23 protein-coding genes are annotated in these 19,962 nt (G+C 57.5%); 18 read left to right on the top strand and 5 right to left on the bottom strand.

Annotated features, from left to right (window positions below; translation table 11 throughout):
• Window position 1 precedes the first annotated feature (1 nt).
• The 6 genes from AOP6_RS11895 (at window position 2) to AOP6_RS11870 (ending at window position 7,680) form a co-directional block, all read left to right on the top strand.
• On the top strand, window positions 2–1,234 hold the full coding sequence (locus AOP6_RS11895) for an ASKHA domain-containing protein (protein ID WP_155876977.1): 1,233 nt from the start codon (window positions 2–4) through the stop codon (window positions 1,232–1,234).
• Between the two features lie 92 nt (window positions 1,235–1,326).
• Window positions 1,327–2,892: a bifunctional phosphoribosylaminoimidazolecarboxamide formyltransferase/IMP cyclohydrolase gene (gene purH / locus AOP6_RS11890; RefSeq protein WP_155876976.1), complete on the top strand. Its 1,566-nt coding sequence runs from the start codon at window positions 1,327–1,329 to the stop codon at window positions 2,890–2,892.
• A gap of 91 nt (window positions 2,893–2,983) precedes the next feature.
• The gene (gene purD, locus AOP6_RS11885; RefSeq protein ID WP_155876975.1) at window positions 2,984–4,255 is read left to right on the top strand and encodes a phosphoribosylamine--glycine ligase; all 1,272 of its coding nucleotides are present in this window, start codon (window positions 2,984–2,986) and stop codon (window positions 4,253–4,255) included.
• A gap of 310 nt (window positions 4,256–4,565) precedes the next feature.
• On the top strand, window positions 4,566–5,927 hold the full coding sequence (locus AOP6_RS11880) for a cytochrome c biogenesis protein ResB (RefSeq protein WP_155876974.1): 1,362 nt from the start codon (window positions 4,566–4,568) through the stop codon (window positions 5,925–5,927).
• 30 nt (window positions 5,928–5,957) lie between these two features.
• Entirely contained in the window at window positions 5,958–6,818 is an 861-nt protein-coding gene (gene ccsB, locus AOP6_RS11875; protein WP_155876973.1) for a c-type cytochrome biogenesis protein CcsB, read from the top strand.
• A gap of 100 nt (window positions 6,819–6,918) precedes the next feature.
• Window positions 6,919–7,680 (top strand): tRNA1(Val) (adenine(37)-N6)-methyltransferase, encoded by a 762-nt coding sequence (locus AOP6_RS11870; RefSeq protein WP_155876972.1) that lies wholly within the window; start codon window positions 6,919–6,921, stop codon window positions 7,678–7,680.
• Here AOP6_RS11870 and AOP6_RS11865 read toward each other — a convergent pair.
• On the bottom strand, window positions 7,677–8,183 hold the full coding sequence (locus AOP6_RS11865) for a DUF721 domain-containing protein (RefSeq protein WP_155876971.1): 507 nt from the start codon (window positions 8,181–8,183) through the stop codon (window positions 7,677–7,679). The two genes, AOP6_RS11870 and AOP6_RS11865, sit on opposite strands and share 4 nt — an antisense overlap.
• Window positions 8,180–8,437 carry a hypothetical protein gene (locus AOP6_RS11860; RefSeq protein WP_225897281.1) on the bottom strand — a complete coding sequence of 86 codons (258 nt, stop codon included), beginning with the start codon at window positions 8,435–8,437 and terminating at the stop codon, window positions 8,180–8,182. The genes AOP6_RS11865 and AOP6_RS11860 overlap by 4 nt, the downstream gene beginning before the upstream one ends.
• A 148-nt stretch (window positions 8,438–8,585) precedes the next feature.
• Here AOP6_RS11860 and AOP6_RS11855 point away from each other — a divergent pair, with 148 nt between their 5' ends.
• The 8 genes from AOP6_RS11855 to rplS all read left to right on the top strand — a co-directional run bounded on the left by AOP6_RS11855 (window position 8,586) and on the right by rplS (window position 13,272).
• Entirely contained in the window at window positions 8,586–8,849 is a 264-nt protein-coding gene (locus tag AOP6_RS11855; protein ID WP_155876970.1) for a DUF3343 domain-containing protein, read from the top strand.
• Window positions 8,850–8,947: 98 nt separating this feature from the next.
• A complete protein-coding gene (gene ffh, locus AOP6_RS11850) occupies window positions 8,948–10,300 on the top strand; it encodes a signal recognition particle protein (protein ID WP_155876969.1) in 1,353 nt (450 codons plus the stop codon).
• Between the two features lie 105 nt (window positions 10,301–10,405).
• Window positions 10,406–10,666 (top strand): 30S ribosomal protein S16, encoded by a 261-nt coding sequence (gene rpsP / locus AOP6_RS11845; protein ID WP_155876968.1) that lies wholly within the window; start codon window positions 10,406–10,408, stop codon window positions 10,664–10,666.
• A 60-nt stretch (window positions 10,667–10,726) separates the two neighbouring features.
• Window positions 10,727–10,960 carry a KH domain-containing protein gene (locus tag AOP6_RS11840; protein ID WP_155876967.1) on the top strand — a complete coding sequence of 78 codons (234 nt, stop codon included), beginning with the start codon at window positions 10,727–10,729 and terminating at the stop codon, window positions 10,958–10,960.
• Complete coding sequence (gene rimM, locus AOP6_RS11835; RefSeq protein ID WP_155876966.1) at window positions 10,960–11,493, top strand: ribosome maturation factor RimM; 534 nt, start codon at window positions 10,960–10,962, stop codon at window positions 11,491–11,493. Before AOP6_RS11840 ends, rimM begins: the two co-directional genes overlap by 1 nt.
• On the top strand, window positions 11,483–12,226 hold the full coding sequence (gene trmD / locus AOP6_RS11830; RefSeq protein WP_155876965.1) for a tRNA (guanosine(37)-N1)-methyltransferase TrmD: 744 nt from the start codon (window positions 11,483–11,485) through the stop codon (window positions 12,224–12,226). The genes rimM and trmD overlap by 11 nt, the downstream gene beginning before the upstream one ends.
• Complete coding sequence (locus AOP6_RS11825; RefSeq protein WP_155876964.1) at window positions 12,223–12,786, top strand: RNA methyltransferase; 564 nt, start codon at window positions 12,223–12,225, stop codon at window positions 12,784–12,786. Before trmD ends, AOP6_RS11825 begins: the two co-directional genes overlap by 4 nt.
• A gap of 132 nt (window positions 12,787–12,918) precedes the next feature.
• Window positions 12,919–13,272, top strand: coding sequence for a 50S ribosomal protein L19 (gene rplS / locus AOP6_RS11820; RefSeq protein WP_155876963.1), 354 nt, complete (start codon window positions 12,919–12,921; stop codon window positions 13,270–13,272).
• 86 nt (window positions 13,273–13,358) lie between these two features.
• On the opposite strand, the gene AOP6_RS11815 is transcribed toward rplS, so the two are convergent.
• A complete protein-coding gene (locus AOP6_RS11815) occupies window positions 13,359–13,547 on the bottom strand; it encodes a hypothetical protein (protein ID WP_155876962.1) in 189 nt (62 codons plus the stop codon).
• 105 nt (window positions 13,548–13,652) lie between these two features.
• On the opposite strand from AOP6_RS11815, the gene AOP6_RS11810 reads away from it, so the two are divergent.
• The 4 genes from AOP6_RS11810 to rsmI all read left to right on the top strand — a co-directional run bounded on the left by AOP6_RS11810 (window position 13,653) and on the right by rsmI (window position 17,569).
• Window positions 13,653–14,294: a ribonuclease HII gene (locus tag AOP6_RS11810; protein ID WP_155876961.1), complete on the top strand. Its 642-nt coding sequence runs from the start codon at window positions 13,653–13,655 to the stop codon at window positions 14,292–14,294.
• Window positions 14,291–14,653, top strand: a complete 363-nt coding sequence (locus AOP6_RS11805; protein WP_155876960.1) for a YraN family protein — start codon at window positions 14,291–14,293, stop codon at window positions 14,651–14,653. The genes AOP6_RS11810 and AOP6_RS11805 overlap by 4 nt, the downstream gene beginning before the upstream one ends.
• An 82-nt stretch (window positions 14,654–14,735) precedes the next feature.
• Complete coding sequence (locus AOP6_RS11800) at window positions 14,736–16,697, top strand: NAD(+) synthase (RefSeq protein ID WP_225897280.1); 1,962 nt, start codon at window positions 14,736–14,738, stop codon at window positions 16,695–16,697.
• Window positions 16,694–17,569: a 16S rRNA (cytidine(1402)-2'-O)-methyltransferase gene (gene rsmI / locus AOP6_RS11795; protein ID WP_155876959.1), complete on the top strand. Its 876-nt coding sequence runs from the start codon at window positions 16,694–16,696 to the stop codon at window positions 17,567–17,569. The genes AOP6_RS11800 and rsmI overlap by 4 nt, the downstream gene beginning before the upstream one ends.
• 39 nt (window positions 17,570–17,608) lie before the next feature.
• On the opposite strand, the gene AOP6_RS11790 is transcribed toward rsmI, so the two are convergent.
• Together AOP6_RS11790 and ligA are read right to left on the bottom strand one after the other, a co-directional pair.
• On the bottom strand, window positions 17,609–17,887 hold the full coding sequence (locus tag AOP6_RS11790) for an acylphosphatase (protein ID WP_155876958.1): 279 nt from the start codon (window positions 17,885–17,887) through the stop codon (window positions 17,609–17,611).
• Window positions 17,884–19,899, bottom strand: a complete 2,016-nt coding sequence (gene ligA, locus AOP6_RS11785) for an NAD-dependent DNA ligase LigA (RefSeq protein WP_155876957.1) — start codon at window positions 19,897–19,899, stop codon at window positions 17,884–17,886. The genes AOP6_RS11790 and ligA overlap by 4 nt, the downstream gene beginning before the upstream one ends.
• Between the last annotated feature and the right edge of the window lie 63 nt (window positions 19,900–19,962).

Here is a 19,962-nt window from a genome sequence, read left to right as displayed (position 1 = left end):
GATGACCGGTGAAACATGCTTTTTGGCTTTTGATCTGGGGACGACCACGCTGGCTGCCCGGCTGCTTGATCCCCACAGCGGGGTGCTGGCCGAAGGGCGGCTACCCAACCCCCAGCACATCCTTGGCAGTGACGTGATCCGCCGTCTGGAAGCTGCTCAGCGCGGTGAAGGGGCGAGACTGCAATCCCTTCTGGTTGAAGGCATGGAGACCTTGCTATCCGAGCTGTTGCGCCAGGCGGGCCTTCAGCGCCACCGGGTGCAGGCGGCGGCCGCCGCCGCCAACCCGGCAGTTTCCCATCTGCTTTGCCGGCTCCCGGCTGACAGTATTCTCTACCCGCCGCACAAGCCCGCTTTTCGGCAGGGGCTCAGCCTCGCCCCTGCCTCCCTTGGGCTGGATCTGCCCTGCCCCTTCTATCTCTTCCCCCTGGTCAGCGGCTACGTGGGAGGGGATCTCGTCGCCTTTCTCTACGCCTGTCCCCCTCAGGCAGCCTCCATGCTTTATCTGGATGTCGGCACCAATGGCGAAATGGCACTCTATCATGACGGGAGTTGGCTGGTCACTTCGGTGGCGGCAGGGCCTGCTTTTGAAGCGGCGGGGATCTCCTGCGGGATGCCGGTGGGCGAGGGCGCCATCGAGAGCATCACCGTAGAAGCTGACAGCTGGAAACTTGCCGTCGTCGGCGACGGACCAGCCCGTGGCATTTGCGGCAGTGGTCTGGCACAGGCCATCGCTTTGGCTCTGCAGGAGGGGCTGCTCGACTCCCGTGGCACCATCCAGGCAGCCGATAGTGTCGATACCAACCTGTCCCGCTATATCGTCGAGGAGGCCGGGGAGCGTTCGCTGCGCCTTTTTCGGGATGCCGCTGTCGATCTGCGTCTGACTCAGCAGGATGTCCGTAGTTTTCAGCTGGCCAAGGGCGCCATCAGGGCCGGAGTTGACTGCTTGCTGAGGCGAGCGGGCCTGGAAGAGGCTAAGGATATTCCAGTGGTGGTGACCGGAGCCTTTGGGTTATCCCTGCCCCTGGGGGTCCTGAAAAGGGTTGCCATGCTGCCGGAAAACATGCTAGAAAATGTTCGATTTGTCGCCGGTGGAGCCTTGCAGGGGGTCGGCCGGATGCTGCTCCGAACGGAAGGCGTTGCCGAAGTGGAACGACTGGCCCGCTCCCTCAAGCCCTATCCCCTGTCCGGTACGCCGGTCTTTGAAGATACGTTTATCATGTCGCTCGATTTTTGAAAAACCGCCTGTTGACGGTTTTTTTGTTTTTTAGCCAGCCGCAGATTCAGTAAACCGCATACAAAGACGAGTTAACAGAAAGGAAAGGTGTCATGGCCGCCATCAAACGTGCCCTCATCAGTGTTTCGGATAAGACCGGCATCGTCGCATTTGCCCGGGAGCTCAACGGCTTCGGTGTGGAAATTCTTTCCACGGGAGGCACGGCGGCGTTGTTGCGCCAGGAGGGGCTGCCTGTGCAGGACGTTTCCGATTTTACCGGTTTTCCCGAAATGCTCGACGGCCGAGTGAAGACACTGCACCCCAAGGTCCATGGCGGTCTGTTGGGGATGCGCGACAACCCCGAGCATGTGGCCAAAATGGCTGAACACGACATCCTGCCCATCGATATGGTGCTGGTCAACCTCTACCCTTTTGAAGCGACCGTGGCCAAGGCAGACTGCACGCTGGAAGACGCCATCGAAAATATCGATATCGGCGGGCCCACCATGCTGCGCAGCGCCGCCAAGAATAATCGCGACGTGACGGTCATCGTTGATCATGCCGACTATGCGGCCGTCCTTGAGGAGATGAAGAAGAGTGGCGGCAGTGTCTCCCGCGAGACCAATTTTCGCCTGGCTGTCAAGGTCTACCAGCATACGGCGGCCTATGACGGCGCCATCTCCAACTGGCTCGGCCGCCGTCTTGACGCCGACTGCGCCGAGTTTCCACCGACATTGACCCTGCAGTACAAGAAGGCCCAGGGGATGCGCTACGGGGAGAATCCCCACCAGAAGGCGGCCTTCTATGTCGAGAAGGATGTGCGCGAGGCTTCTATCGCCACGGCTCGCCAACTGCAGGGCAAGGAGCTGTCCTACAACAACATCGGCGACACCGACGCTGCCCTCGAGTGCGTCAAGCAGTTCAGCGAAGGGCCTGCCTGTGTCATCGTCAAACACGCCAATCCCTGCGGCGTGGCCATTGGCAAGGACCTGCTCGACGCCTACAACCGTGCCTTCAGCACCGATCCGGAATCAGCCTTCGGCGGCATCATCGCCTTCAACGGTGAACTCGACGCCGAAACGGCCAAAGCTATTGTCGACCGGCAGTTTGTCGAAGTGATCATTGCCCCTCAGGTGGCGCCCGAAGCGGTGGAGGTGGTCGCGGCCAAAAAGAACGTGCGCCTGCTCGCATGTGGCCAGTGGCTGGCCACTCCCGGTCAGCGCCTTGATTTTAAACGGGTCAATGGCGGTCTGCTCGTGCAGGATACGGACCTTGACCTCACGGCTGAACTTCAGGTCGTCACGAAGAGGCAGCCTACCGCCGAGGAGATGCAGGACCTGCTCTTCACCTGGCGCGTGGCCAAATTTGTCAAGTCCAACGCCATTGTCTACGGCAAGGGGAGCATGACCATCGGCGTCGGCGCCGGACAGATGAGCCGCGTCAATTCCGCTCGTATTGCCGCTATCAAGGCCGAGCACGCTGGTCTTGCGGTCAAGGGGGCGGTCATGGCTTCCGACGCCTTCTTCCCCTTTCGTGACGGGATTGACAACGCTGCAGCCGCCGGTATCGCCGCCGTTATCCAGCCGGGCGGCTCCATCCGCGATGAAGAAGTTATCGCCGCCGCCGATGAACACGGCATGGCCATGGTCTTCACCGGCATGCGGCATTTCAGGCATTAAAAAGACGGGGTGACGCGTGACAGGTGGTGCCTGACGGGTAGGTCTCCTTAGGTGCCACCCTTTACTCAGTTACTGCCATTTGGAGGTTTCTATGAAGATTCTGGTCGTCGGTGGCGGTGGGCGCGAACACGCGCTGATCTGGAAAATTGCCCAGTCGCCCCTGGTTGAAAAAATTTATTGCGCGCCGGGCAACCCAGGCATCGCGGCTTTGGCCGAATGCGTCGATATCCCGGCGGATAAGGTCGCTGCTCTCTGTGATTTCGCCCTGGACAAGGACATTGACCTGACCGTGGTCGGGCCGGAGGTACCCCTGACTCTGGGTATCGTCGACCTGTTCGAGGCCGCCGGGCTGCTGATTTTCGGGCCGAGCCGGGCCGCGGCCCAACTGGAGGGCAGTAAGAGCTTCTCCAAGGACCTCATGGCGAAGTACCGCATCCCTACGGCTGCTTACGCGACCTTTACCGACCGTGACCAGGCGGTCGCTTATATCCGTGAGCAGGGCGCGCCTATCGTCGTCAAAGCCGACGGTCTCGCGGCCGGCAAGGGAGTGGTTGTCGCCACGACCGTCGAGGAGGCGGTGGCCGCCGTCGATGACATCATGCTGGATAAGGTTTTTGGGGCAGCCGGCGCCCGCGTCGTGGTCGAGGAATTCATGGATGGCGAAGAAGCGTCCTTCTTTGCTTTTACCGATGGGCAGAATATCCTGCCTCTGGCCTCGTCGCAAGATCACAAGCGTATTTTCGATAATGACGAAGGCCCCAATACCGGCGGCATGGGAGCCTATTCCCCGGCGCCGGTGGTCACTGATGCGCTCTATCCCGAAATCGTCGAAGGTATCGTGCGGCCGACCATCGCCGCTATGGCCAGTGAAGGCACACCCTATCGCGGCATTCTTTACGTCGGTTTGATGATTAAAAACGGCAACGCCCGTGTAGTCGAGTACAATGCTCGTTTCGGTGACCCCGAAGCGCAGCCTCTGCTGATGCGCATGAAGTCCGACATCGTGCCGGTGCTGCAGGCCTGTGCCCGTGGCGAGCTGGCTCAGGCAAGTATCGAATGGCACGACAAGTCGGCTGTTTGCGTCGTCATGGCCTCTGGCGGCTACCCCGGTGCCATTGACCAGGGGCATGAAATTTACGGGCTTGAAGAAGCGGGCCGTCTTGACGATCTGGTGGTTTTTCACGCCGGCACTGCTCTGTGCGATGGCAAGGTCGTCAATACGGGCGGACGTGTGCTGGGCGTGACCGGTCTGGGAACCACCGTTTCCGAGGCTATTGCCAAAGCCTACGACGGAGTGCACCTTATCCGCTGGCAAGGGGCACAATATCGGGGTGATATAGGGCGTAAAGCCCTTAACCGTTGAAATGTGCTATCCCGCATATTTATGCCCCCTTTTGACCGGTCTTTATCCCGTCATAAGGACGTTGACAATCATTAGATGACTGGATTAGTCTTTATCTCCCGTCAAAAGACGGGGAGAGTACGGGATTTAGCCAAGCGGCAGGGCTGATGCCGCAGGGCTTTGACCAAGAATAATCCTGGAACAGTGCTTTATTGACTGTTTTTGTGTGGTTTGTGGCCTTCGGCACTTTTCTTGCGTAACGGAAAATCTTTAATCTTAGATAGTCCAAGGCCGCTCTATTGATCCAGAACTCTATCCAGGAGACACGATTTTGACCGCAAAAGAAAAAAGTTTTCTGACGTCAGTGTGGGACTTTCTCTGTTCCCTGAAGCTAACCATCACAACCTTGATCCTGTTGGCCGTGACGTCCATTATCGGCACGGTGGTGCAGCAGAACCTTTCTCCCCAGGAATATCTGCAGGTCTACACGGAGAAGACGTACAAGTTTCTTGATTCTCTGCAGTTTTTCGACATGTACCATTCCTGGTGGTTCCTGTCCTTGCTCGGACTCTTCTCTCTTAACCTCATTTGTTGCTCCATCAAGCGCTTTCCCCGGGTGTGGAATACGGTCATGCATCCCCAACTCAAGGGGGATGATGCTCTTTTCCGGACCCTGTCCAACGCTGACGAAGTCGTAACGGGCGGAACGATGGACGAGGCTGCCGGGCATCTGCGCAGTTTTGTGCAGAAACATTTTGCCGGCGCCGTGGAGACCCGCGAGGACGATCGCATTTATCTTTTTGCCCAGAAGGGCCCTTATGCCCGATTTGGCGTCTATGTGACCCATCTCTCGATCCTCATTATTTTTGTCGGGGCGATTATCGGCAATATCTGGGGCTACAAGGGGTACATGAATGTGGTAGAGGGGACTTCCGCCGACACGGTTCGCCTGTTCGGAACCAACGAAGCGGTAAAGCTGCCCTTCGCAGTGCGTTGTGACCGTTTTGAGGTGTCCTTCTATGAAGGGGGGGGGCGTCCGAAAGAATATGTCAGTGATCTGGTTGTGCTCGATGGGGGCCAGGAAGTTCTGAAGAAGACCATTGAGGTTAACGATCCTCTCAGTTATCAGGGAATCACTTTTTACCAGTCGAGCTACGGACCCGCCGGTGAACCGTCCTTCAAAATGCGTGTTCGCACTCGCAGTACCGATGAAGTCAATGAATATGTGGCTCGCCAGGGGGAGCATGTAGCGCTGCCAGGTGGACGGTCTTTTGCCGTCACTGCGTCGACACCTTCCTATGACCGCTTCGGTCCGGCGATCCAGATGCACGTCAACACGGCGGACGGTCAGCATGGGAATCCCTTTGTCGTGCTGCAGAATTTCCCCGAATTCGATGCCCAGCGCGGCGATGAATTCATCTTCAGCCTGCTCGAAATCAAGCAGCGTTATTACACGGGCCTGCAAGTCGCCAAAGACCCCGGCGTCTGGGTCGTCTGGCTGGGCTGTTTCCTGATGATTTTCGGATCGCTGGCCGCATTTTTTATTTCCCATAGACGTATCTGGGTGACCCTGCAGCCAGTCAATGGTAAAATAGGCGTTCGGATCGGTGGCTCTGCCCACCGCAATCAGCCTGCTTTCGAGCTGTTCTTCGATGATTTCAAGGCAAAACTCAAAGACGAACTTAAGGCTTAATCTACAGACCTCTATGGGGGGAAAGAAAAAATGACCAGTACACAACTGTTCAACGCCGTAACTCTGGCCTACTTCGCCTCGATGGTGCTGTTTGTGGTCTATCTGGCCACCCGCAGTCGGGCCATCGCCCTCGGCGCTAACATTTTGGCGTATGTTGGCTTCGTGGTGCACACCGCCGCTATCGGGGTAAGGTGGAGCGAGACCTACAAATTGCTGGGGGCCGACGGCTATGCGCCCCTGTCCAATCTCTATGAATCGGTGGTCTTTTTTTCCTGGACCATCCTGCTGATCTATATCCTGATGGATCTCAAGTACCGCCAACGATCCATCGGTGCTTTTGTTCTCCCATTCGCTTTTCTGTCTATGACTTGGGCTCAACTGCGGCTCAACGACGCTATTGAGCCTCTGGTTCCGGCTCTGCAGAGCAACTGGCTCACGTACCATGTCATCACCTGTTTTCTCGGCTACGCGGCCTTCGCGGTGGCCTGTGGTGTCTCCATCATGTATCTGATCAAGGCTGGACGTGAAGAGAAGAGCCCGGAGGATTCTCCTGCCGGTGGAATTCTCGGTCTGTTTCCCAGCACCAAAGTGTTGGATGACATGAACTATAAAGCCATCATGATCGGCTTCCCGCTGTTGACCCTTGGTATTGTCACCGGCGCCGCCTGGGCCAACTATGCCTGGGGCACCTACTGGAGTTGGGATCCCAAGGAGACCTGGAGTCTGATCGTGTGGTTCATCTACGCGGCCTTTCTGCATGCCCGCTTTACCCGGGGCTGGGTTGGCAAGCGGGCGGCCTGGCTTTCCATTATCGGATTCGCCGCCACTCTGTTCTGCTACCTTGGTGTTAACCTGGTTCTTTCCGGTCTTCATTCCTACGGAGGATCCTGATTAAGGATCTTGAGGCTTTCGTTACAAAAGGCAGGGGACGGTGATCAGACCGTCCCCTATTTTTTGGGGCGGCACAGGTGCTGGTGGGGGTTACAGGGTTATGGATACTGAGCGCTGGCTAAAAGACGGGGAAACCCTTGACGATTTGCGGCCAGGGTTGAAAATTCTGCAGGGGAAAACTGGATATCGTTTTTCCCTTGATCCGGTGCTGCTCTGCAGTTTTGCACAAATCCGTCCGCAGGATCGGGTCCTTGACCTGGGCACGGGGGCGGGTATCATTCCTCTGCTCTTGGCCAGTCGCCACCCATCTGTGCAGATTGTAGCGGTCGAATTGCAGGAAGAACTGGCGGACAGGGCCCGTCGGAGCGCCTGTTTGAACCGATTGGAAAAGAGAATTGAGGTTGTGTTCGGAGATATGCGTATTCCGGAGGTATTGAGCCGCTTTGCGCCCTTTACAGCCGTGTTGTCCAATCCGCCTTATCGCCCCGCCGGGACGGGGCGGCTGTCCCCTGGTTCGGAAAGAGCGGCGGCCCGCCATGAGTTGGCTGGAGGTCTGGAGGATTTTGTGGAAACGGCCGCCCGGCATCTGGATGACGGGGGTCGCTTTTTTGTTATTCACCTGGCCGAGCGTCTAACTGATCTTCTGTGCGCCATGCGCCTGAAAAGGCTGGAGCCCAAGCGGCTGCGGATCGTGTTGTCCCGCGCCGAAGAAGCTGCCCGCCTCGTTTTGGTAGAGGGGCGTAAGGGCGCAAAGCCCGGGCTGGCGGTAGAGGGTCCGTTGGTTATCTACGATGGGGATGGATACAGTCGCGAGGTTTTGGCCATGTACGAGGCGAGGACGTCTGTGCCGCCACCTGCCTAGTCTTCTTTCTCTCGTGCCCGTTGCAGTTTCTTCTGTTTGGTGAGAAGGTCTTCCAGGCTATTCCGCACTTCGGGATCGCCGAGTGCCATGACGGTCTGGCGGATCTCCTGACGATCCTCATCCGTCAGTGAGGCCGATTGCCAGTCGATTTCTTCCGGAGTAGGCGGAGGTGCTTCCGGCGGCCTGTGGGCGCCTTGCCGCAGGAATAGATCGTTAATAACCTCTTCCCCCAGCAGGGCGTTGAGCCGGGTGAGGATTTTCGGTTTCATCAGCTGTAGTTGCTGCATCCAGACGGGGTGGTCCACGCGTACTTCAAGGACACCTTCCCGGATACGGATCGGTCTGGCCCGGGCGGCAATCTGGGGACCAACGGCCTCTTCCCAGACGAGCCAGGCCTTGTATTCCTGTCTCTTCCCTTCGAGGCCACGCTGGCGGAAAAGATTTTCCAGCAGCGTGCCGACCAGCTGGATCTGGCTTCGGCCTGTTTCCGTTTTTCTGCTCATGACCTGCTCCGGTGATAGATTCTTCCCCCAAGAATCTGACCGGCGATGGCGGCAGCCAGTGTGAAAGGGATAATTTCCCAGCCGAGGTCCGAGGTCAAACGCCAGGTGGCAATGAAGGGAATAGACAGGTGGATGTAAACAAACCATCGCAAGGAGTATTTCCGGCACCGCTGTCGCAGATAGCCCAGGGGGATGTTGGCGAGAAGGGCGAAAGAAATCAGGCTGATGTGGTTCATGGTGAGAGTGAGATTCAAGGCCGTCTCTTTCCCCTGGAAGTTGGTCGAATATAAGTTGACAGGAGTCTACCTGTTTTGTCGAAAGACTGTCAATCCATGATAAAATCAGATTCGGTCGGCTGCGAGCCTGCCATTCTGCCGAAATCTGCATGTGGGAGTTGGGAATATGGTTCGTGATGGCGATCTGGTGGCGGTTTTTCATTCTGTACATCGAGTCATGGAGGCTGAGAAAATTCTCAAGGTTGCCGGCGCGGATATCCTTCTTATTCCAGTTCCCCGTCAGCTCAGCTCGGATTGTGGCCTTGCTATTCGCTACGCCAGCTCAGAAGAGACAGTCGTTGCCGCTGTGTTGCGGGGTAAGGGGCTGCAGCCCGCCGAGCTCTACCTCCGCAAGGGGGACGAGTTTGTCCAGGTCGCCCTGAAGTCTTGACGCTTTAACGTTCTCTGGTTTTTGCTTGACAAGGGTAGGGGGTTTCCCTATATTCCAAACTTTGCGAATCTTCAAAGGGAAAGTGTCCTTGGCGGGCGATGTTTGATAATCTTACCGATAAATTTGACGCGGTCTTTAAAAAGCTGCGCGGCCATGGCCGCCTGACGGAGCAGAACATCCAGGAGGCGATGCGCGAGGTGCGCCTGGTTCTTCTGGAGGCGGACGTCAATTTTCGAGTAGTTAAGGATTTTGTCGCCAGCGTCACGGCGCGTGCTGTTGGTCAGGATGTTCTCAAGAGCCTGACCCCCGCCCAGCAGGTCATCAAGGTTGTTCGTGAAGAGCTGGGACAGTTGATGGGCGAAGGCGAGGTGTACGCTCTCGACCTGGCCGCCCGTCCCCCCGTGTCGATCATGCTCTGTGGCCTTCAGGGGGCAGGTAAGACCACGACATGCGGCAAGTTGGCCCTAAAATTGAAAAGGGACAAGCGCAGTCCTTTGCTGGTCCCGGCTGATATCTATCGTCCAGCCGCAATTGAGCAGCTCAAGACCGTCGGCCGCCAGATGGATATCCCTGTCTTTGACTCTCAGCCGGGGCAGGATCCCGTCGTCATCTGTGAGAATGCACGCCGCTATGCCGAACTCAATGGCTACGATACGCTGATTCTCGATACGGCCGGGCGCCTGCATATCGACGAAGAATTGATGGGCGAACTGGTGCGTATCAAGGCATCTCTTCAGCCCCGGGAAATCCTCTTTGTGGCCGATGCCATGACGGGTCAGGATGCGGTAAATGTCGCCAAAAGCTTTGACGAAAAGCTGGACATTACCGGCGTCATTCTGTCCAAGCTCGATGGTGACGCCCGCGGTGGCGCGGCTCTTTCCATCCGGGCGGTCACCGGCAAGCCGATCAAATTCGTCGGTCTCGGTGAGAAGTTCGAGGCGCTGGAAGTTTTTCATCCTGACCGCATGGCGCAACGGATCCTGGGGATGGGAGATGTCCTCAGTCTCATCGAGAAGGCGCAGACCGCCGTCGATAAGGATCAAGCCGCCGAACTTGAACAGAAGTTGCGCAAAGAAGGATTCACGCTGGAAACTTTTCGCGACCAGCTGCAAGCGATCAAAAAGATGGGGTCGATGGAATCGATTCTCAAGATGATACCCGGGGCAGGTAAGGCCATGAAGCAGGTCAAGGACATGGGGATGCCTGACAAGGAGCTGAAAAAAATAGAGGCGATCATCTGCTCCATGACTCCCAAGGAGCGTAGGGATCATCGCCTGATCAACGGGTCCCGCCGGCTGCGCATCGCCAAGGGCAGTGGCACTACCGTTCAGGATGTCAACCAGTTGCTCAAGCGCTTTACGGAAGCGCAAAAAATGATGAAAAAAATGCAGAAAGCGGGACCGAAAGGACTCAAGGGAATGCTCGGTCGCGGCGGTGGTTTGCCTTTCTAGAGGCTATTGCATCTTTTCTGCTTCATGATAACAATGAGAGTGGTACCAAATCGATTAACCAACAGCTACGGGAAACCGTATAGCAACACCCAGGAGGAACGTTAAATGGCAGTTAAAATCAGGCTGGCCCGCGGTGGCGCCAAGAAAAAACCTTTTTACCAGGTCGTGGTTGCCGATGAGCGCTTTCCCCGCGACGGTCGTTTTGTAGAAAACCTGGGACAGTACGATCCCAAAATTGACCCGCCTATGGTCTCCTTGAACGAAGAGCGTACCCTTGAGTGGTTGAAAAAAGGGGCGCAGCCCACTGAAACAGTACGTCAGGTTCTGCGTAAGCAGGGCATCTGGGCCAAGTTCAAGCAGTCCTAGGAGACCCTGATCTCCTCTCGTCGTGGCGGGAACCATCCCTTTCTTCGAAGGACGGACTCCATGAAAGAACTCATCGAATTCATCGCGAAATCCCTGGTGGAAAACCCCGACGCGGTCGTCATCTCCGAGGAGGAGGGTGAAGATGGGACGATTCTCGTCAAACTGGCTGCTGCTCAAGAGGATATGGGTCGCATAATTGGCAAGCAGGGGCGCACGGCCAAAGCCATGCGAACTTTGCTGAACGCCAAGGCGACGCGGGAGAATCGGCGAGCTACCCTGCAAATCATGGAGTAATGCCGAAAATAGACAAAGAGTTTTTGCTGGTAGGTACTGTGGCCGGAACCCATGGGTTGCGCGGGGATCTGAAAGTGCGCCCTTTGGCCGGCCTTTGCCCGCTGTCAGCCGATAAAATGGTACTTCTGAGGGTTGCCGATCGTGAGCCAGAAGCTCACATCCCTGCGCGTGTGGCTTCCCATAAAGGAGGCTACCTGCTCCGGTTGCAAGGGCTCGAGCATATTGATTCCGTGCAGCGCCTTATCGGAGCTGAGGTGTTGATGCGGCGGCAGGATGTCCCTGAACCTGAACCCGATGAATTTTACTGGGGTGAGGTCCAGGGTTTTGTTGTTCGCGATGTGAGCCTTGGCGAACTGGGGACGCTGGACGACACTTTTTCGACGGCTGCCCACGATATCTTCGTCGTTAATGGTTCCTACGGCGAAGTTCTTATTCCCGTGGTCGAGGCTTTTTTGGTCGAGGTGGATAGGGTGCAGAAATGCATCGTCGTAGATTTGCCGGAAGGTTTGGTGCAGAAGTCCGATGCGCTTTGATGTTCTGACCCTTTTTCCGGGTATGTTTGAATCCCCCTTTGCCGTCAGCATCCTGGGTAAGGCTCGTGAAAAGAGACTTATCCAGCTTAACGCTTACAACCTGCGCGACTGGGCTGAAGGGCGGCACAAAGTGACGGACGACATGCCTTACGGTGGCGGCGCCGGCATGGTCATGAAGCCCGAACCCGTCTTTGCCGCCATTCAGGATCTGCGTCGGCAATCACCCGAGTCCCGGGTCGTTATGATGACCCCGCAGGGGAAAACTTTTTGCCAGCCCGATGCTCGTGAGTTGTCCGCACAACCTGGACTGATTTTTGTCTGTGGTCGTTATGAGGGGTTTGACGAGCGTATCCGCAGCATGGTCGATGTCGAATATTCCTTGGGAGACTTTGTCCTTACCGGGGGAGAACTGCCCGCCATGGTCATGATCGATGCTGTGGCCCGCCTGCTTCCTGGTGTTCTCGGAAGCAGCGGCAGTGCCGATGGAGATTCTTACGCCGACGGTCTTTTGGAATTCCCCCATTATACCCGCCCCGCCGATTTCAATGGAATGCGAGTACCTGATGTTTTGCTCTCAGGTAACCATGAGGTTATCGCCCGTTGGCGGCGGCGCCAGCAACTGCAACGGACCCTGGTCCGCCGCCCCGACCTGTTGGCCTCGGCGCCGCTCACTGATGAAGACCGGGCCTTACTTGAATCCATTCGCCAGGAACTGGCCGAGAGGGGCGTATGAACCGGCGACCGCTTGCCGTTGCTCTGGTTCATCATCCCGTGGTGGATCGCCGGGGAGACCTGGTCACCACGGCCGTGACCAATCTGGATGTTCACGACATCGCCAGGACGGCGAGAACCTACGGGGTTGACCGCTTCTATCTCGTGACACCCGTTCAGGATCAATTGACCCTGATCCAGCGCATACTCGATCATTGGCGGCAAGGACATGGCGCAGATTATAACCCCCATCGCGGAGATGCTCTCAGTCTGGTGCGGGTGTCGACCTCGTTGCAGGAAGCTTTGACCGATTGGGGTGAAGCGATAGGCGAGACGCCTCTTCCTCTGTTGACCGGGGCGCAGCGCCAGGACGGTTTAAGCTATGAAGAATGCCGCGAATTGACCAAAACCCGGCCTCTGATGCTCGTGCTAGGGACCGGCTGGGGGCTTGCCCCCTCGCTCTTTGAGCGAGACTGGCCCGTACTGGCACCCATTCGGGGGAATAGCGACTACAACCACCTGCCCGTGCGAGCGGCCGCCGCCATTATGCTCGACCGGCTTCTGGCCCCCGATGAAAAATAGACGATTTGTAAAAATACCATTGCGGTATTCAATGGTTTTGCAGTATAAACATGAATCCTCCGGGTCCTCTTCCTGTAAAAATACTTTGCCTTTCAGGAATGAACCGGATCAGCGGATGTAGAGGAGGAAAAGATGAACATTATCGATCAACTGGCAATGGAACAGATGCGGAAAAACATCCCGGCTTTCAAGGCGGGTGACACCCTGCGCGTGCATGTGAAGATTGTTGAAGGTGACAAGCAGCGCATCCAGGTTTACCAGGGGGTATGCATCAAGCGGGTTAACCGCGGTATCGGTTCGACTTTTACGGTTCGCAAGATCTCCAATGGCGTTGGGGTTGAGAGGGTATTTTCCCTGCACTCTCCGACGGTAGACAAGATTGAGAACATGATGGTCGGCCGCGTTCGCCGGGCCAAAATGTACTACCTGCGCAACCTGCAGGGCAAGGCAGCGCGTATTCGAGAAAAGCGGGCCGCCCAAGCGTAAGACGAAAAAAGCCCCGGCCACAAGCCGGGGCTTTTTTTTCGTCAACAGCCACTGAGAAAATCAGATATCCTTCGTGGTCGGAGACCTTAATGATGAATCCCGGGGACAGTGCCGGTCGAATGGGAGGTAAGTTGAACATAGATGAGCACGGTAAGAACGCCGTAAAGGGCTATCGTTGCCCATCCTCCCAGACGGAAAGCCTCCATGAATCCCTTCCAGTCCACCAGAAAAGCCAGATACCCCACTACTGCCAGGCCGATGAAAATAGCTGCCATGAAATTTCTCCTTCGATTCATTAGAGTTATGCATGCAAATATTGTATATTGTATACCAAGCCCCGCGACAAAATTAAAGGGAAAATTTACCATGGTGGCTCATCCATGACTCTGAAGTTGTTCGTCGAGGAGACCCTGTCGCCTCTGCACTTTGAGGAACAGGCGCTGAAAAACGGCTATACGGCTGTCGCCGGTATCGATGAAGCGGGCAGGGGACCCCTGGCCGGTCCGGTTGTGGCTGCGGCTGTCATCCTGCCACCTGTGCATGATCTGCCCGGTCTGACCGACTCCAAGAAACTTTCCCCCAGAAAACGGGACGAGCTCTTCCCTCTGATACGCCGGCAGGCCCGGGCCGTCGGGGTGGGGATTGTCCATGCTGAAGAGATTGATGCGATCAATATTCTGCAGGCGACCATTCGGGCCATGTGCCTGGCCGTCAACCGACTCCGCTTTTCGGCCGATTATCTGCTGATCGACGGTATTACTCCCTTGCCGCAGAATGTTCCGCAACTGACTTTGAAGAAGGGGGATAGCCGCTCTCTTTCCATTGCTGCCGCCTCCGTGGTGGCCAAGGTCGTCAGGGACAGGATGATGATCGCTTACGACCGCCGTTTTCCTGGGTATGGGTTTGCCGGCCACAAGGGATATGGCAGCGCCGCTCATATGGAGACTATTGCCCGCCTCGGCCCCAGCCCTATTCATCGGTGCACCTTTGCCGGTGTACGGGAGCATGTGGGCGTCCTATGAGCGAGGAGCGCCTGTCCCTCGGCCGCTGGGGGGAGGAGGAGGCGGCCCGCTACCTGTGCCGTAAGGGGATGAAAATCGTCGAACGGAATCTACGAACGCCCCTGGGTGAAATCGACCTGGTAGTCCGGGATCGCAAAACTCTTGCTTTTGTCGAGGTGAAGACCCGCCGCACCCTTGCCTTCGGTACACCGCAGGAGGCGGTAGGGCCTCGTAAGCAGCGACAGATTATTCGTTCTGCCCAGTGGTATCTCGCTTCCGGTAAAGGCCAGGGCCTGCAGCCTCGTTTTGACGTCTTGGCGGTATCACCTGGAGCAAACGGACCGGAGATCGACTATATCCCCGATGCGTTCTGCCTCTAAAAAACGGTTTTCCGCCGGATTCTTTGCAAAGGGAATGCGGCGGGTTTTCAGTGCAGGCAAAAAATAGACGAAAGTTATGCCCATGATGAATCCTGTCTCGTTTACTGATTGCGGTTTTCTGCGCCTGGCCGTGGCTTCTCCCGAGTTGCGGGTCGGCGATGTGGATTTCAATACGGCCGCTATCGTCCAGGTGGTGGAAAAAGCCGCCGCGCAGCAATGCCAGCTCCTGGTCTTTCCCGAGCTATGCATAACGGCCTACAGCTGTGGCGACCTTTTTTTTCAGCCACTTCTGGTAGAAAAAAGTCTGCGGGCTGTCGCCGGGTTGGCTACCCTCACGGCAGAGCATAATATGGCACTGGTTGTCGGGGCACCCGTCTATCAGCAGGGCCGTCTGTTCAACTGCGCTTTCTTTCTGTCGGGTGGGCAAGTCCTCGGGGCGGTGCCCAAAACCTATCTTCCCAATACGCAGGAATTTTATGAGGAAAGGTGGTTCTCCTCCGCGCTGGACCGAATGGGGGATGAGATCTTTTTGGAAAACTGTGCCATACCCTTTGGTCCGGATCTGCTGTTTCAAGCCCTGAACAAGCCCAACTGTATGGTCGGTATCGAGATTTGCGAGGATGCCTGGGTGTCCAGTCCGCCCAGCGGCGAGATGGCCGGAGCGGGAGCGACGCTCCTGCTCAATCTGTCGGCCAGCCCGGAAATTCTTGGTAAGCACAGCTACCGGCGTGCCCTGGTCGAAGCCCAGTCCGCCCGCTGTCTGGCAGCCTACGCCTATGCCTCGGCTGGGCCGGGGGAGTCCAGTACCGACCTGGTCTTCTCCGGGCATTCCCTGATCGCGGAGAACGGCGTTGTCCTGGCCGAAACCGAACGTTTCGAATTCGACAGTCAAATGGCCATGACCGACATTGATGTGGACCGGCTGGTGAGTGAACGGGTGAAAAACAACAGTTACGCCATGGCTCGGAGCGAGAGGGTCTTCCGAGTGGTACCCTTCGAGTTGGGGGGGATGAAAAAAAAGGCAGCCGGAATATTACGGCCCATCGCGCGCACTCCCTTTGTTCCCGCAGATGACCAGGACAGGGCGCGGCGCTGCCGTGAAATTTTTGCCCTGCAGACAACGGCCTTGGCCAAGCGACTTAAACATGTGACCGCCTCCCGCGTGGTCGTCGGTATCTCCGGTGGTCTCGATTCGACTCTGGCCCTGCTGGTGACGGTCAAGGCTTTTGACAAACTGGGGCTGGATCACAAGGGGATTGAGGCTATCACCATGCCGGGTTTCGGTACGACGCGGCGGACTCGGGGCAATGCGGAAAAATTGGCTGAATTGCTGGGCGTGACGCTGCGGGTCATTCCCATCGACCAGGCGGTCAAGCAGCATTTTGCTGACATCGGACACGACGAGTCGCTGCACGATATTACCTATGAAAACGCGCAGGCACGCGAACGCACACAGGTTCTGATGGATGTTGCCAATCAGGTCGGTGGTCTGGTGATCGGAACAGGGGATCTCTCCGAGCTGGCCCTGGGATGGTGTACCTACAATGCCGACCACATGTCCATGTATGGAGTGAACAGCGGAGTGCCAAAAACTCTCGTCCGCTATCTGGTGGACTGGTGCGCTTTGGAAGAATTCAGCGGTGAGACGTCTGCGGTTTTACGGGATGTCTGCGAAACACCCGTTTCGCCCGAACTGTTGCCTCCCGGTGAGGGGGACGAGATCCGGCAGATTACTGAGGATCAGGTCGGGCCTTATGTGCTGCACGACTTTTTTCTCTATCACCTGGTTCGTCTACAGTATCCCCCCAGAAAAATTTACGCTCTGGCCTGCCATGCCTTTGCCGGGGAATTTCCCCCGGACGAAATCATTAAATGGCTGCGCATCTTCTTCCGGCGCTTCTTCTCCCAGCAGTTCAAGCGCTCCTGTCTTCCTGACGGCCCCAAGGTGGGCAGTGTCGCTCTATCGCCCCGTGGAGACTGGCGCATGCCCAGCGATGCGAGCGTGAACCTCTGGCTGGCTGAATTGGAGTCCTTGCCCCAATGAGGAGCGAACCCGTTGAGGGGGTAGGTGCAACCGGGGTTTTATACCTGGTGTCCACGCCCATTGGAAATCTCGAGGACATTACGCTAAGAGCGTTGCGCATTCTCAAGGAAGTATCCCTGGTGGCGGCTGAAGATACCCGCCACAGCCGCAAACTCTTTTCCCATTATGGCATCAGTACGCCACTGACGTCCTGCCACCAGCACAATGAAGCCGGCAAGGGGGAGCAGCTCTTAGCGACCCTGCTCGAGGGAAGATCCGTGGCTCTCATCTCCGATGCGGGCACGCCGGGCATTGCCGATCCCGGCTACCGGTTGCTGTGTCGCTGCTTGGAGGCTGGTATCGAGGTGGTGCCCATCCCCGGCCCCTCGGCCGTGATCACGGCTCTGTCCGTTTCGGGGCTGCCGACGGACCGCTTCACCTTTGAGGGGTTTCTTCCGGCCAAAAAGCAGGCACGTCTTGCTCAGTTGGCCGCCTTGCAGCAGGAAAGCCGCACGCTAGTCTTCTATGAAGCGCCCCATCGTCTGTTGGCGACCCTGAAGGATATGGCCGAGGTTTGCGGGGAGTCGCGGCTGGCCGTAGTGGCGCGCGAACTGACCAAAATGCATGAAGAGTTGTTTCGCGGAACCTTGGCTGAGGCTCTCGAACGTTTCAGCTCGGCCAGGGTACGTGGGGAAATTGTCGTGTTGTTGGGGCCGGCGCCGAGCATTGAAGAAGAGCCAACGGAGACGGTGCAGGAAGCCCTGCTGCGTCTGCACAGGGAAACCGGGTTGACGCGCCGGCAGCTCGTCAAGCGGGTAGCCAAGGATTTTGGCTTGCCGGGAGACGAAGTTTACCGGGAGAGCCTGAGCCTGCCGGAATTGGGCAAGGATTAGCGCCTTTGCGCCACGACGCCGACTCAGGTCGCGCCTGATTCAGCGGCAGATGTCGAAAGAGGCGAATTCATCCCGGTACTCCTCCCAGTCGATGGTCACATCATCGACCTTGGCGGCATCGGGCCCCCGGCGGCAGGCTTCCAGAGCGCTGCGAATATCAGATTCGCGGCCTTCAAGCAAGGCCTGCACATCGCCATCCGGCAGGTTGCGTACCCAACCCGTAAGGTGATGCTGACGACAGATCTTCTGGGTGTGGGCACGAAAGTTCACGCCCTGAACCCGCCCGCGAAAGCGGACAGACGCCCTGACTTTGTTCACGATACTCCCTCCTTTTTCACCAGCTGTTCAAACTCTTCTTCGCTGAGGATGGTCACCCCCAGCTCCTGGGCCCGCGTCAGCTTGCTGCCTGCTTCCTCGCCCGCAACGACGAAGTCCGTTTTCTTGCTGACCGAGCCACTGGCGCGGCCACCGAGCTTTTCCACCAGCGTCTGTGCTTCTTTGCGTGAGAACAAAGCCAGTGTGCCGGTAAAGACAAAAGTCTTGCCGCTGAAGGGGCCGCCGGCCCGGCGTTCTTCGCGTTCGGGGCGCACGCCGAGCGTCGCCAGGTCAGCCAGAATCTGCTGATTCTGGGGGGACGCGAAAAAGCTGGTGACGCTGCTGGCCACCTGGGGGCCGATTTCGTGAATGGCCAGCAGATCCTCCTGGCTTGCCCGGGACAGTTCATCCAGGGAGCCGAACTGGCTGGCAAGCACTTTGGCCATATGGTCACCGACGTGTCGAATGCCCAAAGCATTGAGGAAGCGGGAGAGGGGACGTTTTTTGCTGGCCTCGATGGCATCCAGGAGTTTCTCGGCCAGTTTGTCGCCCATGCGCTCAAACCGGAAGAGGTCTTCCTTGCTCAGGCGATAGAGATCGGCCACGTTCCTTACCAGTCCGAGCTGAAGCAACTGGTCGATATATTTTCCCCCCAGCCCGTCAATGTCCATGCCTCCCCGGCGGGCAAAGTGTTTGAGAGACTCCTTGAGCTGCGCCGGGCAGGAAAGCCCCTGGCAGCGAGGGACGACTTCATCCTCCAGGCGCTTTACCGGTGAACCGCAGACGGGGCAATGGGTGGGCATGGGAATACGGGTCTCTTTTCCCGTGCGTTTTTCGGTAAGTACCCTGACGACATCGGGAATGACATCGCCGGCTCTCTCCACGACCACCTGGTCGCCGATACGCGCATCAAGGCGGTCGATTTCGTCCCAGTTGTGGAGGCTGGCGCGAGAGACGGTGACGCCGCTGACTTCTACCGGCTGCAGATGGGCAACGGGGGTAATGGCGCCGGTGCGGCCGACCTGAAGCTGGATGTCCTCCAGAATGGTGACCGCTTGGCGGGGCGGGAATTTCCAAGCAATGGCCCAGCGCGGTGTGCGGGTTTTTTCGCCCAGTTCCCGCTGCAGGGCCAGTTCGTTGACTTTGACGACCATGCCGTCGATTTCGTAAGGAAGATCTTCCCGACCCTGTTGAAGCGACTGGTATTGGGTGATAACCGCCTCAATGTCTGGGCAACAGGTTGTACCGTCGAGGTTGGTGCGCAAACCCCACTGTTGCAGCTGCTGCAGAAGCTGCTCGTGGGTGGGTGGGGCCTCTCCCTCCAGGCGGCCGATGCCGTAGCAGAATATCTGCAGTGGACGGCGGGCGGTGACCGCCGAATCAAGCTGACGAAGGCTGCCGGCGGTGGCGTTGCGCGGATTGGCGAAAGTGGGCAGCCCCTCTTCCTCCCTCTCCCGATTGAGAGCCTGGAAGTTGTCCAGCTCCATATAGACTTCTCCCCGTACTTCGAGCAGCGCAGGGTAGGGGGGAGTCAGAACGAGGGGGACGGAAGGGATCGTTTTGAGGTTCTCGGTGATCTTCTCACCGGTCGTGCCATCGCCGCGGGTTGAACCCACCTTCAGGCGTCCCTCTTCGTAGACGAGTTCGACCGCCACCCCGTCCATCTTCATTTCGCAGACATATTCCAGCGGCTGTTCCGTGGCCAGAAAGCGCCGGATGCGACCGTCGAACTGACGCATATCCTCCTCGGTGAAGGCATTCTCCAGGGAGAGCATGGGCAGGGAGTGGCGGACCTGTTCAAACTTCTCCAGCGGAGGCGCTCCCACGCGCTGGCTTGGGGATTCCGGATGGACAAGCTCGGGGAATTGCGCTTCAAGGTCGAGCAGTTCCCTGAACAGTCGGTCATAATCCGCGTCGGAGATTTCCGGCTGATCCAGCACGTGATAGAGATAGTTGTGCCGATGGAGCGTGCCGCACAGCTCCTCATGTCTTTTTCGGGCCTGGTCTGGGGTCATGAAGGATTCCTTGGGAGGGCTGCCCGACGGGCAGAAAAGGGTCGCTGTGAATGTTGGACGATT

Origin of the sequence: Desulfuromonas sp. AOP6, from assembly GCF_009731355.2 — a bacterium.
GTDB lineage: Bacteria > Desulfobacterota > Desulfuromonadia > Desulfuromonadales > SZUA-540 > SZUA-540.
This window is presented reverse-complemented; position numbering and strand designations above follow the sequence as displayed.

Coding starts and splice junctions, on each gene's coding strand:
- rsmI (WP_155876959.1), top strand. CDS start 16,694: ATGAGGAGCGAACCCGTTGAGGGGGTAGGTGCAACCGGGGTTTTATAC.
- rplS (WP_155876963.1), top strand. CDS start 12,919: ATGAACATTATCGATCAACTGGCAATGGAACAGATGCGGAAAAACATC.
- ligA (WP_155876957.1), bottom strand. CDS start 19,899: ATGACCCCAGACCAGGCCCGAAAAAGACATGAGGAGCTGTGCGGCACG.
- rpsP (WP_155876968.1), top strand. CDS start 10,406: ATGGCAGTTAAAATCAGGCTGGCCCGCGGTGGCGCCAAGAAAAAACCT.
- AOP6_RS11815 (WP_155876962.1), bottom strand. CDS start 13,547: ATGGCAGCTATTTTCATCGGCCTGGCAGTAGTGGGGTATCTGGCTTTT.
- AOP6_RS11825 (WP_155876964.1), top strand. CDS start 12,223: ATGAACCGGCGACCGCTTGCCGTTGCTCTGGTTCATCATCCCGTGGTG.
- AOP6_RS11810 (WP_155876961.1), top strand. CDS start 13,653: ATGACTCTGAAGTTGTTCGTCGAGGAGACCCTGTCGCCTCTGCACTTT.
- AOP6_RS11840 (WP_155876967.1), top strand. CDS start 10,727: ATGAAAGAACTCATCGAATTCATCGCGAAATCCCTGGTGGAAAACCCC.
- AOP6_RS11895 (WP_155876977.1), top strand. CDS start 2: ATGACCGGTGAAACATGCTTTTTGGCTTTTGATCTGGGGACGACCACG.
- AOP6_RS11800 (WP_225897280.1), top strand. CDS start 14,736: ATGATGAATCCTGTCTCGTTTACTGATTGCGGTTTTCTGCGCCTGGCC.
- trmD (WP_155876965.1), top strand. CDS start 11,483: ATGCGCTTTGATGTTCTGACCCTTTTTCCGGGTATGTTTGAATCCCCC.
- AOP6_RS11870 (WP_155876972.1), top strand. CDS start 6,919: ATGGATACTGAGCGCTGGCTAAAAGACGGGGAAACCCTTGACGATTTG.
- AOP6_RS11805 (WP_155876960.1), top strand. CDS start 14,291: ATGAGCGAGGAGCGCCTGTCCCTCGGCCGCTGGGGGGAGGAGGAGGCG.
- ffh (WP_155876969.1), top strand. CDS start 8,948: ATGTTTGATAATCTTACCGATAAATTTGACGCGGTCTTTAAAAAGCTG.
- AOP6_RS11865 (WP_155876971.1), bottom strand. CDS start 8,183: ATGAGCAGAAAAACGGAAACAGGCCGAAGCCAGATCCAGCTGGTCGGC.
- purH (WP_155876976.1), top strand. CDS start 1,327: ATGGCCGCCATCAAACGTGCCCTCATCAGTGTTTCGGATAAGACCGGC.
- ccsB (WP_155876973.1), top strand. CDS start 5,958: ATGACCAGTACACAACTGTTCAACGCCGTAACTCTGGCCTACTTCGCC.
- purD (WP_155876975.1), top strand. CDS start 2,984: ATGAAGATTCTGGTCGTCGGTGGCGGTGGGCGCGAACACGCGCTGATC.
- AOP6_RS11855 (WP_155876970.1), top strand. CDS start 8,586: ATGGTTCGTGATGGCGATCTGGTGGCGGTTTTTCATTCTGTACATCGA.
- rimM (WP_155876966.1), top strand. CDS start 10,960: ATGCCGAAAATAGACAAAGAGTTTTTGCTGGTAGGTACTGTGGCCGGA.